This window comes from Vreelandella titanicae BH1 (assembly GCF_000336575.1).
In the GTDB taxonomy this organism is placed as follows: domain Bacteria; phylum Pseudomonadota; class Gammaproteobacteria; order Pseudomonadales; family Halomonadaceae; genus Vreelandella; species Vreelandella titanicae.
The window spans coordinates 65,269-83,496 of sequence record NZ_AOPO01000005.1 but is presented as its reverse complement, the minus strand read 5'-3'; the positions used below and the strand labels follow the sequence as shown (position 1 = coordinate 83,496).

Genomic DNA, 18,228 nt, shown 5'->3' with positions numbered 1-18,228 from the left:
TAAGAATGACGCGTTCAACATTTACTCTAAGCACTACCCTCGCAGCCATCGGACTTGCGTCTAGTTTGGCAATTGCCACCACCGCACAAGCTGACTATCCCGAGCAGGATATTCGCTTAATTATCCCTTATGGGCCTGGGGGAGCAACGGATATCCTCTTCCGGTTGATTTCTCAGGAAGCTGAAAAGAACCTTGGAGAATCCATCGTTCCGGTCAATATGGCAGGAGCAGGCGCTACCCTGGGGTCTCGCAATGTAAAAGACGCAGAACCCGATGGCTATACACTGCTTGGCAGCCACGACACCATTGCACTTTCAAAGCTAGCGGGCACCGTCGACTACTCGTTTGATGCCTTCGAACCTATCGCGCTACTTACCCAAACCATCAATATCCCAACCGCCCATGCGAATCACCCTGTCCAGAGCGCTGATGAAATCGCTGACTATGTTAGCGAAAACCCAGGCCAAGTGCGCTTCAGTATGATTCCTAGCTCCACTGACCACTTCTTCTGGGCACAGTTCTTCCAGGAGGCTGGCATTGATATGGCCGACGTGCGTCTAGTCGGCTATCCAGATACGGGTGAACAGGTATCGGCTTTGATGGCGGAAGAAGTTGATTTCGCAATGTTCAACCTGCCCTCTGGCGGTGCATTTTTTGAAGATGGCACCTTCCGCGCGCTCGGCATCGCCCATCCAGAGCGCCTTGATAGCATGCCAGATGTAGCCACCCTGCGAGAGCAAGGCATCGAGATGGATCACTCCACCAGCAGAGGTATTTTTGCTCCCAAAGGCACTCCGCAAGAAATCCTCAATACCATCGCTGACGCTTACGAACAGGCCTTGGAAAATGAAGAAGTACAGAGCCGCATTGAAAACGAATTTGGCTCTGTTGTTCGCTTTCTGGCCGGTGATGATTATCAAACGTTTCTGGATGAAAACGAAGCAGCACTATCCGCCGCTGCTGAGAACATCGATTTCCAGAACTGAGGGCGCACCCTCTAGCCCTCGTGAGTACGGGGGCTAGAACTACCGGAGGCATCGCTAATGCTTACGCTAACGAAAGACCGCGCCTTGGCGCTGGCTCTGCTATTAATTGTGGCTGTCATGTGGATGGAGTCAGGAAGCATTGCTCCACCGACCAGTTGGCAACCGTATGGGTCAGCTCTTTTCCCACGTATTTTGTTGGTAGTGATTGGTTCGTTCTCACTGCTGATCCTAGTGCGCTCCTTATTAGTAAAAGTACCTGAGCGGGCGGGCGCAAAGCAGCTTGTTGCTGGGTGGTTTAAAAGCCGGCGCACCATACTCGCTCTGTTTCTACTGTTTGGGCTTTATGCAGCACTTCTCCCAGCAGTTGGGTATATCGCAACCACTATGGGCTTCTTAGTCGCCTCGCTTGCTTTACTTATGGGTATAGATACGCGGCGAAAATGGATCATTAATCTCACGTTGAGTTTCACTCTGACGCTCGTGATATTTGTGGTTTTCCGCTATGGCTTAAATGTCTGGCTGCCCTAATCTGCGGAGTAAATAATGACCAATTTTTTTCTCCAAGCTCTCGCTGAGGTCGGTACTCCCTCGGTGCTGGGCCTAATTGTAATCGGTGTTTTGTTTGGCATTATTGGCGGTAGCATCCCTGGCTTTACCGTCACCATGGCCATCCTGGTGGTCTTCCCTTTTACCTTTGCTATGGATCCGGTCAGCGGCGTCTCACTGATGGTTGGTGTATTTGTGGGGGGATACTCGGGCGGCATTGTGTCTGGCGTCATGTTGGGGATACCCGGCACACCCTCGTCTATTACTACTGTTTATGACGGCTACCCGATGGCACAGAAAGGCGAACCGGGCCGCGCCCTAGGCATTGGCGTCGCTTCATCGTTTTTAGGCACCATTATCAGCGTGGCGGTGCTGGTGTTCTTCGGGCCGCTAATTGCAAGCTTCAGCATGAACTTCCGTCCTTGGGAAATCACTGCATTAATCGTTTTCGCTCTGACACTTGTGGCAGGCCTTTCCAGTGGCGCTCTGCTCAAAGGCCTGATGGCCGCCGCTTTGGGGCTTTTGATTACCACCGTTGGCTATGACCGCAACAGCAATCTTCGCTTTGACTTCGGCCTGCCGGCGATGGGATCTGGGTTCGAAATTCTCCCCGTGATGATCGGTATATTTGCTTTTTCGCAGCTACTTGGAAATATAGAGAAGCTCAAAGATGAGAAAAGCGAAGCCAAAAACATCGATACCAATGTAACGATTCCCTACGGCCAAATACTCAAAGATATGGCGGGACAAAAGCTTAACACGCTGCGCTCTTCACTCATTGGTAGCTTGGTGGGAGCGCTACCTGGCACGGGTGGCACCGTGGCTAATTTCTTAAGCTACGACCAAGCCAAGAAATTCTCAAAACATCCAGAGAAGTTTGGCACTGGCACACCCAGCGGCATCGTGGCGTCTGAAGCCTCCAATAGCGCGGTGGCAGGCGGCGCGTTTGTACCTACGCTCGCGTTGGGAATACCGGGCGATTTGCCCATGGCGATCATGATGGGGGTTCTGATCCTGCACGGCATTACGCCGGGGCCAATGATGTTTGAACAGAACCCGGTGCTGGTGGGTGCTATTTATGCCAGCTTACTGATCGGTGCGGTGGTCATGGTGCTTTGCAATCTGCTGCTAGTACGCTGGTTCGCCAAAATATCGTTGATCCCCCAACAGATCCTCGTTCCTGTCGTATTAATGCTGTGTGCCATTGGTGCTTATGCACTGAACAACAACCTGTTTGATATTTGGGTGCTGTTTATCTTTGGCATCATCGGCTACCTGCTGTGGAAAGCTGAAGTACCGCTAACGCCTCTGATACTCGGCGTAGTACTTGGCGATAACCTTGAGCGCCAGCTCTTCCGCGCCCTTGAGCTTAATGAAAGCTGGCTGACTTTTTTGACTCGACCACTCTCTGCGCTTTTTCTGGCACTCGCTGTCGCTTCGATACTGTTTTCGCTCTATCAAGATCGCAAGATTCAGCGCTTAAAAGGTGCCGCACAGCAAGAGAATGTTTAATACCTCTACGTTATTTCAAAACATTGTTATTTTAAAAAACTGTTGTTTCAAAAAACTGTTGTTTCAAAACAACGTTCAAAAGGACACTGGTATGCAACATGATGCTCTCTATTACCCCAGCGCCTCGCGCCGGATGGCAACGTTCGGTAAACGTGGCATGGTCGCCACCTCACAACCGTTAGCAGCGCAGGTAGGTATTAGCATTTTGCAGCAAGGTGGTAATGCGATTGATGCAGCCATTGCCACGGCAGCCGCATTAACGGTGGTGGAGCCCACCTCGAATGGGATCGGCAGCGACGCTTTTGCCATTGTGTGGGTCGATGGCAAACTGCATGGGCTTAACGCCAGCGGCCCTGCTCCACAAGCGGCAACCATTGAAGCGCTAAAAGCCCTCGGCCATGACACGATGCCCAACCACGGCATGCTCCCGGTAACGGTACCCGGCGCACCCGCTGCCTGGGCGGCGCTATCTGAGCGCTTCGGCAAACTTCCGTTCGCAGAGTTGCTGGCGCCTGCGATTGCACTGGCCGATGAAGGATTCCCGGTTTCTCCCGTCATTCACCAAATGTGGAAAGAAGCTTTCAACACCTACTCGGCTTACGATGAGGCTTCCTTCAAACCCTGGTTTGATACGTTTGCTCCCAAAGGGCGTGCGCCGGAGCCCTGTGAACTGTGGCGCTCCGAAGGCCATGCTAAAAGTCTAAAAGCGATTGCTGACAGCCGCGCCAAAGCATTCTATGAGGGCGAACTGGCCGAGGCCATTGATGCCTTTTCCCGCGAACATGGTGGCCTATTACGCAAAGAAGACCTAGCGGCTTACCAGCCAGAGTGGGTAGACCCTATTAGCGTGCGCTACAAAGGCCACGATATTTGGGAAATTCCCCCTAACGGCAGCGGCATAATTGTCCTGCAAGCGCTGGGCATGCTTGAACATTTAGGCGATGAAGGCCGCGACCCCGTCGAAACCCTGCACCGTCGTATTGAGGCCACCAAGCTGGCTTACGTCGATGGCTTCGCGCATGTGACCGACCTTGATACTATGCGACCCACCATTGATCAGATGTTGAACGACGACTATTTGAAGTCGCGAGCAGCAATGATTGGCGAGCAAGCCGTCGACCCTATACACGGCAATCCGATCAAGGGCGGCACAGTGTATCTCGCCACGGCTGACAACGATGGCAATATGGTGTCGCTGATTCAAAGCAACTTCAAAGGCTTTGGCTCTGGCATGGTGGTACCGGGCACCGGCATTAGCCTGCAAAACCGTGGCTGGTCGTTCTCCCTCGACCCGCAGCACCCTAATGCACTAGCCCCCGGCAAGCGCACCTACCACACCATCATCCCAGGCTTTATCACCAAAGATAACCAAGCCGTTGGGCCGTTCGGTGTGATGGGTGGCTATATGCAGCCCCAGGGCCATGTGCAGGTGGTAACGGCGATGCTTGAGGATCAACTGAATCCTCAGGCGGCGCTCGATATGCCGCGTTGGAAATGGACCAAAGGCAAAACCATCGAAGTTGAAGCCGACTTCCCCAATCACTTAGCGCTTGCCCTGGCACGCCGCGGCCACGACATCGTTAAAGTCGCCGATTCAATCAGCTTTGGCCGTGGCCAAATCATTCTGCGCGATCCTGACACCGGCGTACTCCAAGGTGGCACCGAGCCACGCACCGATGGGGCTGTGCTCCCCTGGTAATATCTCACCACTAAACTGGGTCTCCGCCGTGTTGCCGTTGAAGGCAACCGGCGGCTGAGCTGGCTATCCACGCTCAACCACCGCATCATGGCACTCTTTTTTTCGTCGGTACTTTTTGCCAGCCTAACTATGTCTCCACCACCTTCTGAATCGACTTCCTCACCACTAAGCGGCTTTTTTGGCGTATTTCGCTATAGCCGACGTGCACTTGGCTTAGTCTGGGAAACCTCTCGCTGGATGATGCTTGGGCTGGCGCTGTGCACGCTGGTCGCAGGGGTTCTGCCTGCCGTGGCGGCCTGGGTGGGTCAATTGATTGTGGATGGGGTGGTAAGTGCCATGGAGGCCCATCAAGCAGCCACTGATCCCAATCTACTAGCGTCCATCACACCGGTGCTAACGCTGGTGGGGATCGAAGCCGTGATTATTGCGCTCATTGCCCTGGCCCAGCGCGGCCTCTCAGCCCAACAGTCACTGCTGCGTGCGCTGCTGGGGCAGAAGGTCAATGTGATGATTCTGGAGAAAGCGGGACAACTGTCACTTAGCCAGTTTGAAGATTCAGAGCTTTACGACCAGCTCACGCGAGCGCGCCGTGAAGCATCTACGCGCCCGCTTGCACTGGTGAATAAAACCTTTGGGCTGCTGCAAAACGCTATCTCGCTGGGTAGCTTCGGAGTGCTGCTGGTGCAGTTCTCCCCTTGGGCGCTGCTGATTTTGGTAGCAGGCGCCTTGCCGGTATTTATCTCAGAGGCCAAATTCTCGGGCGATGCCTTTCGGCTGTTTCGCTGGCGCTCGCCGCAAACCCGTATGCAGATCTATTTAGAGACGGTGCTGGCAAGGGAAGACAGCATTAAAGAGGTCAAACTGTTTGGCCTTGAAGGGCTGTTTCTCAAGCGCTATCGCGACATTTTTACCAAATTGTTTGCTGAGGATCGTCGCCTAACTTTGCGTCGTGAAAGCTGGGGGTTTCTGCTCGGCCTGCTTGGCACCTTAACCTTTTACGCCGCCTACGCCTGGGTGGTGATTGAGACGATTGCCGGGGCACTTACCCTGGGCCAGATGACCATGTACCTGATGGTCTTCAAGCAGGGTCAGGCCGCGCTCTCCGCAAGCCTCACCGCGATCAGCGGCATGTACGAGGATAACCTCTACCTCTCCAATCTTTATGAGTATCTTGAGCAGCCAGTGGAGGGAGAGAGCGGTACACTCACTCAGGGGGCACTGCCCGGTGACGGGCTGCGCTTTGAGCACGTTAGCTTCTCCTACCCTGGCGGCGACTCTGTTCTCCAAGATCCGGTTCTTCACGATATCTCACTGCACCTCTGCCCTGGGCAGAGCCTGGCTTTGGTAGGCGAAAACGGCTCGGGTAAGACGACCCTTATCAAGCTGCTCACGCGGCTCTACCACCCAACCCAAGGCCGAATTCTGTTAGATGGTAGCGACCTGCGGGATTGGAGTACCCAAGCACTACGTGAACGCACCGGGGTGATTTTTCAGGACTTCGTGCGCTATCAGTTGCAGGTGGGCGAAAACCTTGGTGTCGGCGATACTCATGCCTTTAACGACCAAGAAAGGTGGCAGAACGCCGCTCGTCACGGTATGGCGGATGAGTTTATTACCCGCATGGCCAACGGCTACAAAACCCAGCTTGGCCGCTGGTTTAAAAATGGCCAAGAGCTCTCTGGTGGCCAGTGGCAGAAAATTGCCCTCTCCCGAGCGTATATGCGCGAAAACGCGGACATTTTGGTACTGGATGAACCTACCGCTGCCATGGATGCTGCCGCAGAAGCCGAAATATTTGCCCGCTTTCGCGAGCACAGCCGCGATAAAATGGCGATATTGATCTCTCACCGTTTTTCCACAGTACGCAGCGCTGATCTCATTCTGGTTATTGATCAAGGGCATATCGTTGAACGCGGCACCCATGAAGAACTCCTGGCCACTGCAGGCCGCTATGCGAAACTATTTCAACTCCAGGCAGCGGGTTATAAATAGCCACTAAAATATTAATAATTCTTATTATAATTATGTTTAAACTCTTACCACGCTAATTAAAACCTCGAACGTGAACAAACGTCACAAGCGTTAAAAATCTGTCGACCGTTCTAACGCTTTAAAGGTAATGTGCTCTCATGGTTTGACACTACAGGAGTGGCACATATGAACCGTCTTCATCAGATAAGAGTTAAGTATGCTCTTGCCTTTATCAGCGTTGCGTTAGCACTACTGGTTATTGTGGTAGCCGATGCACTGCTGGTTAATATGGTAAAAAGCCGTTTAGATACGTTTATCACCAACTATATTCCGGCGACTTCAGCCACACTCAACGGCGACCGAGACCTTTATCAAGCACGCGTTGCTGAGATTGAGTATCTGTTATCTGACCCCAGCTCCGAGCGAGCAACAGCGTTAATCGCCGAGTTTGAAGAGAATGCTCAGCAGGCTTATGACCGCATGGGGCTCTACGCCGAACTAATGCAGAACTACCCAGAGCTAACCAAGCAACTAGCTAACTTTGAAACGCTGTATAGCGATTGGAAACAAGAGGCAACACGTGTTTTTGAGCTGCACCAAAGCGGTAATACCGCAGCAGCATTAACGATGCTATCCGGTTCATCATTAGACGACTTTAATGCACTGCGTGATATATATGATGTATCGGGAATAAATATTGAGACAGCCACTTATCAAGCAGAAGCAGCGGTGGTTGATAGAATCCAAGTGCAGCAAACATCCACTATTATTGTTGCTTTAATCATCTTTATTGCTGCAACGCTTATTGCGCTACTGGGGCCGCTAATGATGTCTCGGGCTATCCGTCAAATTAGTGGACGTATTAAAGAGATTACCGAAGGCGATGGCGATTTAACCGCGCGGATTGAGAGTCAACGCCGTGATGAAATTGGTGAATTGGCACAACAGTTCAATGCCTTTATTAAACGCATTGACGATACGCTTCAGTCAGTTAGCAGCAGTACCGTTAGCCTGCAGCATGCATCTACTGAAATTGCCAAAGGCAGTCAGGAGCTTGCGGCACGTACTGAGCAAGCTGCTGCGAATTTACAGCAAACCTCTGCTTCGATGGAGCAAATCGCAGCAGTGGTCAACAACGCCTCTGATTCTGCCCAGCAGGCTGACCAGTTGGCGCTTTCAACCCGGGATCTCGCTCAACAGGGTTTGCACTCCATGCACAGTGTTGAGCAGACAATGGATACGATTAACGACTCTTCCTCTGAAATCAGCAGCATCGTCAACCTTATTGATAGCATCGCTTTTCAAACCAATATCCTGGCGCTGAATGCGTCTGTAGAGGCCGCCCGCGCAGGCGAGCATGGCCGAGGCTTTGCGGTAGTTGCCCAAGAGGTACGTATATTAGCCAGCCGCTCAAGTGATGCATCCAAAAACATTGCCACTCTGATCAATACGTCGTTAAACCGCACAAAGGTGGGCGTTGACCAAGTGAAACAAACCGGCGTCACCATGCAGGAGATGGTAAAAAGCATCGAGCGTGTGGCGGACGTGATTGCTGAGATCAGTGCTGGTGCTAAAGAACAGAGTGTAGGTATCGGTCAAGTAAATGACGCAGTCAACGAGCTGGATAGCATGACCCAGCACAATGCCTCCATGGTAGAAGAGTCCAGCGCTGCGGCGGCGGAACTAAGAGAACAAGCCGACCGACTGGGCGTGCTAGTGGGAGGCTTCAAGCTCAGCAATGCTAACGCGCAACCAGCTCTTGGCAAAGCAGCGCTTGCCCCTACAGCTAATAAGCCCTCACCTACGCCTAATGTCCCGCGTCGTTTAGCGAGCTCACAGCAGCCTGAATGGGAGTCGTTTTAAGCAATCTCCCTTAGTTTTCTAAGTATCCTTGGACTCATACTGAGTCCAAGGAAGTTTCGTTACCAGCTTATATGCTCATCCATTTCAGCAAGCTCTTCGTCTAGCCGCAGCCGCTCATCGTAGTCATCAAAGGTATATGTATGCTGTCTGGTGCTTTAATTATTGATGATGATTGTAGTGTCCAGCTATTGGGCAGAATGCTACTACGCCAGCACGGTTATCAGGTGGAGACGGCAAGCAGTTTTGGCGAGCTGGTGCGCCAACCCGACCTACTCAATGTCGAGCTGATCTTGCTTGATCTCGGGCTAGGTGAATTTACGAGCCTTGATATTCTGGAATATCTTTATGATTTACGCTTAAACGCTTCAATTTTATTAATTAGCAATTATACGGAAGAAACTGCTGCGCATGCGCTTGCAGCAGGTGAAGCAAAAGGCTTGAAAATGTTAGGTTTCCTATCTAAATCCAAGCTACTCACCGGTCTAACGACATTTTTGGGGCCATTAAAAAAAGCGCCCAAAGCGCCTACAAGCGTTGAATTGGCGAAGGCCATTCGTGAACAACAGCTTTTTCTAGCTTTTCAACCCCAAATAAGCCTGCAACAAGGCACTCAACAAGGGCAGGTTATTGGCGTTGAAGCGCTGGTACGCTGGCAAGACCCTCAACGCGGCGTGCTATACCCCGACAGTTTTATACCTCTAGCAGAGCAAAACGACCTGATGCTTCCACTCACTTGGTACGTTATTGAGCTTGCCATGAAGCAGCAAGCCCAATGGTTGTCACAAGGGTGGGACTTAGACGTCTCGATAAATATACCGGCGGCCTTTATTCAAGCAGAAGGCGTACTAGACGCGTTTGATCAACTCACCCAAGCGCATCATGCTGTGCTTAGCAAGATCACCCTGGAACTCACCGAAACAGCGGGGGTTGAGTGCTTGGGCTACGCTAGCTACGTGCTCAAAGCGTTGCGACAACGGGGCTGCAAACTGGCGTTAGATGACTTTGGTACCGGCCACTCTTCGCTGACACAGCTCTATCGGTTGCCTTTCAGCGAGCTCAAAATTGACCGTAGCTTTGTCTCACTGATCGATCAGGACAAAGAAGCACTGGTGATAACAGAGTCGATTGTCGACTTAGGCAAACGCCTGGGACTGACTGTTGTCGCCGAAGGTATCGAAACGTCGGCACAGTTCACTCGGCTTGTTGAAGCCGGGTGCACTGTTGGACAAGGCTACGGTATTGCACACCCGTTAACCACCGACGCTTTCAACACCTGGTTACGCGAGTACTCACCGTCCGCCCCCTAATAACGCATCAAACGAACATGCTTTCTTGCTCCAAAGCCAGCTTAGTAGTGGCCTCAAGAGCAACTAAACGCTCCAGATAGATCATCAATTCGCTTAATGGGGCTTCTAGCGCTGCTTGCTCCAATTGGCTTGCTTGCTCAGCAATCGCAGCACAGCCTAGAGAGGAAGCGGCACCCTTTAGTGAATGGGCTTCTAGGCACAAGGCTTGTCGATCCTCTGACTGCCAGTAGGCATTCAAGCGAGCGATGCGCTCACCAAGCCGTGTTAAAAACGTGGTCAGCAGCGCATCCAGTGCCTTGGGTTCAAAGGTACTTTGCAGCTCTTCGCAAAGACGCTTATCGAGTACTTGAACTGCCCCAGCGCTATCACCCAGCGATTCGGGGCTTTTAATAGGAACGGTAGCGTGAATACTGACAGATTCAACGCTTTCATCATTTAACAGATAGCGGCCAATCACCTGATGCAACTCATCGCGCGTAAAAGGCTTGTGAATCATATCGTCCATGCCGCTTTGAATGCAGCGCTCTCGGTGCTCAGGCATCACATTGGCGGTCATCGCCACTATGGGCAACTTAGGCAGTTGATGCACAGCTTCATAATCGCGCCAGCGTTGGGTGGTTTCCGTGCCATCCAGCTTAGGCATCTGCATATCCATTAACACCAAATCAAATCGACCATGGTCTGCTTTCAACTGATCGAGCGCTTCCTGGCCGTTCTCTGCAACCGATACCTGCTGGCCAAGGCGCTCAAGCATGACGCGTGCCACCGTTTGATTTAGCGGGTTATCCTCTACCACCAAGATATGGTGATGGGAGGGTATTGCTGGCGGGTGTTCACCGCTTTGGTAAATGGCCAAAGGTTCGGTTTCCGGCAGGCTGACGGTGAACCAGAATCGACTGCCGAGCCCCTGCTGGCTGTTAACACCTATCTCGCCCTGCATGGCATCGACCAACCGCTTACAGATTGCGAGCCCAAGCCCCGTGCCTTCGTGACGACGCGCCATTGAGGTATCCACTTGCGAGAACGCCGAGAACAGCTGTGCTTGATCCGCTTCCGCGATACCACAGCCAGTATCGTGTACCTCCATAAGAATATTATCGTCTCCAAGAGGTTTTATCTGGCATTTGACGAACCCCTCTTCCGTGAACTTCAAGGCATTATTGATTAAGTTCATCATGACTTGGCGCAGCCGCGCGATGTCTCCCAGCACATAACGGGGCAGCGCCGGGTCGATAGCGTAACTAAAGGAGACCTTCGCCTTTGGTTCGCGGAGGGTATAGCTTTCACAAAGCTGGTCGATGCATTGGTGAAGATCAAACGGCTGGATATCCAGATCGAGGCGCCCCGACTCAATTTTGGTGTAGTCGAGAATATCGTTGATCACCGCGCGTAGACTCTCCGCACTGCGCTTAAGAGCGGCTAAATAAGTCTCAGCACTTGTTGTTTTAACCTCCTCGCTTAACAAATCCGCCATACCCACGACACCATTTAACGGGGTTCGAATTTCATGACTCATCACCGCCATAAACTCAGATTTTGCCAGACTCGCTTTCTCTGCTTGCCTAGCTACCTCATTTAGCTCTTGGCTCTTGGTTTCTAACGCCTGAGCCTTACGATGACTGGAGCGCCCTTCTAGAATCAGCGCGCGAACCAACATGCCACCTGAAAGCATTAACAGGACAATAAGCAACAGCACCAATCCGTTGAGACTTGTCAATGCGCGGTGTTCCTCACTATGCATATGGGAAACATGGGCGTTGGTTTCGATCAAAATGTTACCGCTGAGTTGCTGTAGCTCAGCCGTTTGCTGCAGGAGGATAGCCGTTAACTCGCTATTTAACTGGGTAGGGTGGTCCCATACCGTTTCGAGTAGGGTTTCCATCTCTAGAATGCGGATGTGAGCTTGTTGAATGACCGCCTCAATATCCTCGAGTTTCGCCACGACTTTTCCTATTTCACCTTGAAAAAAAAGTGATTGTCGGCTGAAGAGAATCTCAAAACGCAGCAACACATCATCAACCGTAGCCTTCCCAGCACTCGTTTCGAATAGCGACAAGCGCAATTCGCGCACCTCTCGATCAAACTGATACCCGGCCCATAACACATTTTCGAGCAACCGCTCCTCCTGCGCATGCTGACGGTTATAAATAACCCCACCGGTGGTTAGCGCTGAAAGAAAAAAAAGGATCGCCGAGAATGTAGCGACCCTGGTACGGCGGGAAAAATAGAACTTAAAAAAAGCCAGCATGATTGCTACTCGGTTATATTACTCAACGTCGATTCGTGTCACCTGCCACACAGAGCGCGAAAATATCTCTTCATCTAGCAGTTCGGGGTGCTGGTCAAAGGGATAAATGACAAATAGCGGCCCCTGATCACGAATTCGCAGCGCTTTGCCGTTTGCCTGCATAGCCAGAATGACATCGTAATTCTCAAAATCGCTGATAGGCACCGTCGCGGCGTACTCATTCAACGCTACCACACGAATATTCTCCCCCTCGGCACCGACGGCTTCCAGGATAGCTCGCCCCAATGGGCCAGAGAAGCGCATCACGCCGTCGTGCCAGGGCGTGCGGGTAATCGTTTCGTGCTGCGCCAAGCCTTCTAGCATCGCTTTATCAAAATGGGCTTCGTCACCCACATTCGTCTGCCCCACCTTTCCACTCACCACCAATATCACCGGGCCTTCAGGTACTTCCAGGGCGATAGTGTGGGTCGACAGCAAGGCAAGTCCTACCGCGACGATGAAAACCGCGAATTTAACAACCATAGGGCGACGTATCATGCTGCACCTCGGTGCTGACCGTTGAAAGTGCAGAAATTGTATATCGGCCGTTGGCGGGCTAACTGTGAACCTTTGTGTCAACGCATCATCATCCACTAAACTTAACGCGTGAGCTTGCCGCCTCTACACGGGTGACATTTATAAGACGACAATAAGGGAAATTAGCATGCATATTGGCGTACTTGAAGATGACCTCGACCAACAGGCCTTTATTGAGCAGTGCCTACTAACGGCAGAACACCAAGTCTCGCTGTTTAGTCGCTCTAGCGAGCTTCGCCGGGCGACGCAGCAGCACACCTTTGACCTGCTCATTATCGATTGGCGCCTGCCCGACAGCGACGGCATGGATGTGGTTGCTCATCTTCGCCAGCACGACAGCTGGCATGGGCCAATCCTGTTTATTACCGCCAGCCAGGGCGAAGACGATGTTGTTAAAGCCCTGGAGCGAGGCGCCGATGATTTTCTCGCCAAGCCCCTTCGCCCCAGTGAGCTGATTGCCAGAGTGAGTGCGTTAGGTAGACGCTCTGGCTATGCCACATCGCGCCCTGCACCGGCCTGTCCCGAGATATTTACCCTGCATACCGATGAGCACTACATCAGCGTGGCGGGCGACGCCATTGATTTAACCGAACGTGAATACCGGTTAGCCACGCTGTTTTTCTCTAAAATGGGTGAGCTAATTACCCGTGCGCACTTACTAGAGCTGGTGTGGGGCATTAAAGGGGATATTTCGACGCGTACCGTTGACACCCACGTAAGCCGCCTACGCCGCAAGCTGGAACTGGATGGTCGGCATGGCCTGCGTCTACGTAGCGTTTACCAATCGGGGTATCGCATGGAAACTTGCCAGCCCCCCCACCTTGAACAAGTCGCTAAATAGATTGACGCTCATATAAGCATCGGTTAAAACATAAGAGCTCCCCTTTAAGGGGCAGTTCTTTTTTATTAACGAAACTTTTTCAGAGACCTTCTCATGCGCTGGCAAATCCCCGCGACACGAATGAATAAGCTGCATCGCATTATTAATAATGCGGTATCAGCTTATTATTGTCGCGCGCCAGAGATGTAAAGAGGAAATTGGCCGCGGCAAGTGTCGCGGCCATGTTGTTTTATCGTTACCTTTGAGACTCCCTGATCGCGATGTTGCCCGGCCTCCTAACCCAGGAGACCGACCCCATGGCAATCGCAACCATTACCCGCAAACTACTCAGCGCTTTCACCCACTATCGTACCCAGCGGCGCTTTTACGAAGACCCGCGCTTTCATGACCCGCACCTGTTAAAAGATATCGGTTTACGCTGGGAGCAGGGCCAGCTGGTATCCATTCATGGTGTAGAGGAACCAAGTCAGCGCAACCAACGCCATCAGGCTGAAACCCGCGATGCCTACGAAAAATGTCCACACTGTGGGAGTAGGTTGGCATAGCCAACGCCCCGGTCACAGGAAGTGGCCGGGGCGTTTTCAGTGGCGTGCCACGCCTGGCGCGCAATAAAAAAGCCGATCCATTGGATCGGCCAAGCTGATGGGATATTGCACAGCATGGGGAATACTGTGCAGAGATGCCTGGGGAAGGCATCGCCAAAACGCCGGGTTAGGCGGCTTGGCGATGCCCTCCCAAAGAGTTGCGTCCTTTCCGGGAGTAGCTGCCTTTACCTTTTTTCGGGGTTTGCTGCTGCATTTTAAACATCGGCGTTCGCAGCTGCGCTTTTAAAGCGTTGTCTTTTATCTTGCGCTGTTTCATCGTTTTCTCCATTCTTTTAAAGATGCCTGCCTGGGCAGGCACCCACTACGACACATACTATTAATTGAAGTTCATCGTTTAGCGTTTCAAGTCCTGGTTATTCATTCCTCTTACTCATCCCAGAGCGGCGCTATTTCAGGGTTGGCGATACGCTCTTTACGATCCAACTTGGCGATTTCCGTCATCTCGCTGTCGCTCAAGACTAAGTCAAAGGCGGCAATGTTGCTTTGAATATTTCGCGCCTTGGTCGATGAAGGAATCGTAATCATATTGCGCTGTTTTACCCAAGCAAGGGCAATTTGCGCGGGCGTGGCGTTATGCGCGTCGGCGATCTGCTTAAGGGTTGGGTCATCCATGACTTTACCCACGGCCAGGGGCATAAAGGCAGTAATTTGAATGCCATGCTGCTCGCAGTGATCGACCAGTTTACGGTTCTGTAAGAAAGGATGAACCTCGATCTGATTGGTGAGAATTTCACCTTTACCCAGAATGCTAACCGCTTCGTCCACCTGGGCGATGGTAAAGTTGGAAATGCCGATATTGCGCGCTTTACCCTCGGCTTTGACCTCTTTTAGCGCCGTCAGGTAATCGACCATCGGCACTTCATCCTCTGGGGACGGCCAGTGGATCAGCAGCAGGTCAACGTAATCGGTGCCTAATTTCTGCAGGCTTTCGTCCACGCTGGCTTTAAGCGTTGTGGGCTCAAGATTATCGAACCACACCTTGGTGGTTAGGAAAATATCGCTGCGTGGCACGCTGCTGTCGCGAATCGCCTCCCCTACCCCTTTTTCATTGCCATAAAACTGTGCCGTGTCGATGTGTCGATACCCGACCTCAAGCGCTGTGTGGATACTCTGCTTGAGCGTATCGCCTTCCAGGCGAAAAGTACCGAAACCGGGGTTGGGTATCACAGTCTGCATCATTAACATCCTTTTCTATTGATAGCGTGTTAACTAATATGGGGTGGAGACCGCCCCACTTCAACCCCGTTGTTTATTGTTCCCTGATCAACAGTAGTGCCATCAACGCAATAAAAGAGCGATAACCACTACCGCCAACACTAGCGACACCCCCTTCCAGAACAGCACCGGATCACGTTCCAGCAGCGGTAACTGGGCGCGCTTCAGCATGTCTGGGCTTGGCGAGCGTAGCTCGAAGATAAACTCCGAAAGCGCCGGAAAGCGTTTGTGGGGAGTGGGATGTAATGCCTTTTTGAGCACCTCATCCACCCAGGCGGGCAGTTCACGGTTCTCGCTAAGCGCCGATTGGTAGGCAAGCTTATGCTGCGCTGCCCGAGTGCGAGTTTTGGCCACCTCGGTGCCATAGGGCAGCGTGCCGGTTAGCATCTGATAGGTAATCACTGCCAGTGAGTACTGATCCGAACGGGGCGTGCCTCCTTCACCCAGAAAATACTCCGGCGCGGTGTACTGGGCAGTGCCTAGAATATCGTCGCTAGCCGCCCCGACCTCTTCGGCAAGGCCCGCCACCTTGGCAGCGCCAAAATCGATCAGCTTCACCGTTCCGTGGCTATCGATCATGACGTTATCGGGGCGTAAATCCTGATGCAGCATTTCCAGGCGATGAAAGGCGCGTAGCCCCTTGGCAATCTGCTCGACGATGGGACGAACGCTGGCTAATTCGGCGTTGGGGTGGTCACGCATCCACTGGGTCAGGGTTTGCCCTTCGATATACGCCAGCACGGTGTAAAGGTAGCGGCGAGGGCGCTCTTGGGCGGGGGCTTTAAGCACGTGCTGATTATCGATGCGTCGGGCAATCCACTCTTCGCGCACAAACCGCTCGATACTCGCCGAGTCTTGGCTTAGCTCGGTTGAGAGGGTTTTAAGTGCCACCTTCTCGCCACTCGCTACCTCTTCCGCCAGGTAGACATGGCTGCGGCTGCTGGCATGCAGTTGACGCACAATGCGGTAGCCATCCAGCTCACTTCCTGCGCGCAATTCAGACGGTGACGGCAGTGTGCCCAGCGCCGCGTAGAGTTCATTAGCGTGGCGCTCAGGCAGCGAATCAATGCGCACAATTTGCACGGTGAGGTTGTCATCGCTGTCATGATCGATGGCAGCCGCGATTAGCGCCTCAGCCGCCGCATCGAGATCGCCCCAATGGGCATGAATCAGCGCGGCCATTTCAGCGCCGGTTAGCCACTCATAAACACCGTCGGTAGTGAGTACAAACACATCGCCCTCACTCAGCGATACCGAGCAATAATCCAGCTCCAGGTGCTGGCTGGCCCCCATGGCGCGGCTTAAATGACTGACTTCCCGGGATGCCCAGAAGCGATGATCCTCGGTCAGTGGCTCCAGCGTATTGCCGGCGAGCTGATAGATACGGCTATCGCCAACGTGAAACAGGTGCGCAGTGGTGGATTTAATCACCATCGCGCTGAGGGTACACACATAGCCACGATCCAGGTTATAGCGATACTGGCTCTGCCGGGTTTGGGCATAAAGCCATGCATTGGTGGCCTGCAGCACCCGCTGGGCGGAGGTTTTAACCGCCCAGGTGGCGGGGGTGGCGTAGTAGTCTGTTAAGAAACCGCCCACTGCTGCTTCGCTCGCTTCCCGGCTCACTTCGCTGCTGCTGATCCCATCCGCTAACGCGATCGCAATCCCTTTGGTGGCGCGCAGGGAGTCGCTGGGTAGATAAGCGCCGTAAAAATCCTGATTGCTTGGCTTGCGCCCTTTATCAGAGTGCTGGCCGAGCGAAATGGTCAGCGCTGCCATTATGCTTCCCCTAAAAAAAGCCTCCGCCGGAGCGAAGGCTTGGTTAATGACAAACTCTATTGCAACTTTATCGAGGTCTGAACCAACCCGTAGCGGGGGTCTTTCGCCATGGATGGCGAAAGTAGCGCCCAAGGATGGGTCTACAGCGCCCCCGCATAGGGTTGTTCAGACCGTTTGAATGCACAAGGCTCGCTCACCGTAGTTAATCATAGGGCTTTCTGGGGCGCGGTACGCACGTGAGTGGTGTAGAGCGTGAGCCCCGTTAATGCCAAGCCACCGATCAAGTTACCCAGCACTACCGGAATTTCGTTCCAGATCAGGTAATCCATAATCGAGAAGTTACCGCCCATCATCAGCCCAGATGGGAATAGGAACATGTTGACCACCGAGTGCTCAAAGCCCATACCGAAGAACAGCATAATCGGCATCCACATGGCAATCACCTTACCGCTCACCGTGGTTGAGATCATCGCACCCACAACCCCCAGCGATACCATCCAGTTACACAATATGCCGCGAATAAAAATCGTCGCCATGCCGCCAGCGCCATACTCTTTATAACCAACCGTGCGTCCTTCACCTACTTCACCAATGACCCGCCCCACTTCGCTGGGTTCGGTGCTAAAGCCGTAGGTGAACACAATCGCCATGAGAAAGGCGACCGTTAATGCCCCACCAAAATTACCGATAAACACAATGCCCCAGTGCTTGAGAATACGATTAATCGTCACCCCAGGCCGTTTATCCAGCCACGCCAGCGGCGTTAACACAAACACCCCGGTCAACAGATCAAAGCCCATTAGATAGAGTATCGAGAAACCCACCGGAAACAGGATGGCGCCGATAATCGGGTAGCCGGTTTGCACCGCTACGGTCACCGCAAACACCGCCGCGATGGCCAAAATAGCCCCCGCCATAAAAGCGCGAATCAGCGCATCACGGGTAGACATGTGAAGCTTGGCTTCGCCAGCATCGACCATCTTGGTGGCAAATTCAGCAGGCAATAAGTAGGACATAGAGAGCTTTTCCTTGGTAGCTGGTTGTAAGGGTCAGAAGAATAAAATGCGCACCGCAAACCCT

Annotated in this window: 15 protein-coding genes; 9 read left to right on the top strand and 6 right to left on the bottom strand. The window is 52.7% G+C overall.

Features of this window, described 5'->3' with window-relative positions:
* The first annotated feature begins 5 nt into the window (after nucleotides 1-5).
* From HALTITAN_RS11130 to HALTITAN_RS11100, 7 genes are all read left to right on the top strand, one after another.
* Nucleotides 6-986, top strand: coding sequence for a Bug family tripartite tricarboxylate transporter substrate binding protein (locus HALTITAN_RS11130; RefSeq protein WP_009287172.1), 981 nt, complete (start codon nucleotides 6-8; stop codon nucleotides 984-986).
* A gap of 84 nt (nucleotides 987-1,070) precedes the next feature.
* Nucleotides 1,071-1,514, top strand: a complete 444-nt coding sequence (locus HALTITAN_RS11125) for a tripartite tricarboxylate transporter TctB family protein (RefSeq protein ID WP_236557252.1) — start codon at nucleotides 1,071-1,073, stop codon at nucleotides 1,512-1,514.
* Nucleotides 1,515-1,529: 15 nt separating this feature from the next.
* Nucleotides 1,530-3,044 (top strand): tripartite tricarboxylate transporter permease, encoded by a 1,515-nt coding sequence (locus HALTITAN_RS11120; RefSeq protein WP_009287171.1) that lies wholly within the window; start codon nucleotides 1,530-1,532, stop codon nucleotides 3,042-3,044.
* Between the two features lie 91 nt (nucleotides 3,045-3,135).
* Nucleotides 3,136-4,743 carry a gamma-glutamyltransferase family protein gene (locus HALTITAN_RS11115; RefSeq protein WP_039859328.1) on the top strand — a complete coding sequence of 536 codons (1,608 nt, stop codon included), beginning with the start codon at nucleotides 3,136-3,138 and terminating at the stop codon, nucleotides 4,741-4,743.
* Nucleotides 4,744-4,872: 129 nt separating this feature from the next.
* Nucleotides 4,873-6,735, top strand: coding sequence for an ABC transporter ATP-binding protein (locus HALTITAN_RS11110; protein WP_039859327.1), 1,863 nt, complete (start codon nucleotides 4,873-4,875; stop codon nucleotides 6,733-6,735).
* A gap of 165 nt (nucleotides 6,736-6,900) precedes the next feature.
* Nucleotides 6,901-8,577 (top strand): methyl-accepting chemotaxis protein, encoded by a 1,677-nt coding sequence (locus HALTITAN_RS11105; RefSeq protein WP_035538592.1) that lies wholly within the window; start codon nucleotides 6,901-6,903, stop codon nucleotides 8,575-8,577.
* Between the two features lie 140 nt (nucleotides 8,578-8,717).
* Nucleotides 8,718-9,884 (top strand): EAL domain-containing response regulator, encoded by a 1,167-nt coding sequence (locus HALTITAN_RS11100; RefSeq protein WP_009287167.1) that lies wholly within the window; start codon nucleotides 8,718-8,720, stop codon nucleotides 9,882-9,884.
* Between the two features lie 7 nt (nucleotides 9,885-9,891).
* Here HALTITAN_RS11100 and HALTITAN_RS11095 read toward each other — a convergent pair whose 3' ends face one another.
* Nucleotides 9,892-12,132: an ATP-binding protein gene (locus tag HALTITAN_RS11095; RefSeq protein ID WP_009287166.1), complete on the bottom strand. Its 2,241-nt coding sequence runs from the start codon at nucleotides 12,130-12,132 to the stop codon at nucleotides 9,892-9,894.
* An 18-nt stretch (nucleotides 12,133-12,150) separates the two neighbouring features.
* Nucleotides 12,151-12,669, bottom strand: coding sequence for a putative pterin-binding protein (locus tag HALTITAN_RS11090; RefSeq protein WP_236614952.1), 519 nt, complete (start codon nucleotides 12,667-12,669; stop codon nucleotides 12,151-12,153).
* Between the two features lie 166 nt (nucleotides 12,670-12,835).
* Between HALTITAN_RS11090 and HALTITAN_RS11085 the strand changes: the two genes are divergently transcribed.
* Entirely contained in the window at nucleotides 12,836-13,549 is a 714-nt protein-coding gene (locus HALTITAN_RS11085; RefSeq protein WP_009287164.1) for a response regulator transcription factor, read from the top strand.
* Nucleotides 13,550-13,845: 296 nt separating this feature from the next.
* Nucleotides 13,846-14,094 (top strand): hypothetical protein, encoded by a 249-nt coding sequence (locus tag HALTITAN_RS11080; RefSeq protein ID WP_008957723.1) that lies wholly within the window; start codon nucleotides 13,846-13,848, stop codon nucleotides 14,092-14,094.
* Nucleotides 14,095-14,260: 166 nt separating this feature from the next.
* On the opposite strand, the gene arfA is transcribed toward HALTITAN_RS11080, so the two are convergent.
* The 4 genes from arfA to HALTITAN_RS11065 all read right to left on the bottom strand — a co-directional run bounded on the left by arfA (nucleotide 14,261) and on the right by HALTITAN_RS11065 (nucleotide 18,164).
* Nucleotides 14,261-14,410, bottom strand: coding sequence for an alternative ribosome rescue factor ArfA (gene arfA / locus HALTITAN_RS24865; RefSeq protein ID WP_008957724.1), 150 nt, complete (start codon nucleotides 14,408-14,410; stop codon nucleotides 14,261-14,263).
* A 110-nt stretch (nucleotides 14,411-14,520) separates the two neighbouring features.
* Nucleotides 14,521-15,339: a 2,5-didehydrogluconate reductase DkgB gene (gene dkgB, locus HALTITAN_RS11075; protein WP_009287163.1), complete on the bottom strand. Its 819-nt coding sequence runs from the start codon at nucleotides 15,337-15,339 to the stop codon at nucleotides 14,521-14,523.
* A gap of 93 nt (nucleotides 15,340-15,432) precedes the next feature.
* Nucleotides 15,433-17,148: a bifunctional protein-serine/threonine kinase/phosphatase gene (locus tag HALTITAN_RS11070; protein ID WP_039859251.1), complete on the bottom strand. Its 1,716-nt coding sequence runs from the start codon at nucleotides 17,146-17,148 to the stop codon at nucleotides 15,433-15,435.
* A 206-nt stretch (nucleotides 17,149-17,354) separates the two neighbouring features.
* Entirely contained in the window at nucleotides 17,355-18,164 is an 810-nt protein-coding gene (locus tag HALTITAN_RS11065) for a formate/nitrite transporter family protein (RefSeq protein ID WP_008957727.1), read from the bottom strand.
* Nucleotides 18,165-18,228: the final 64 nt, after the last annotated feature.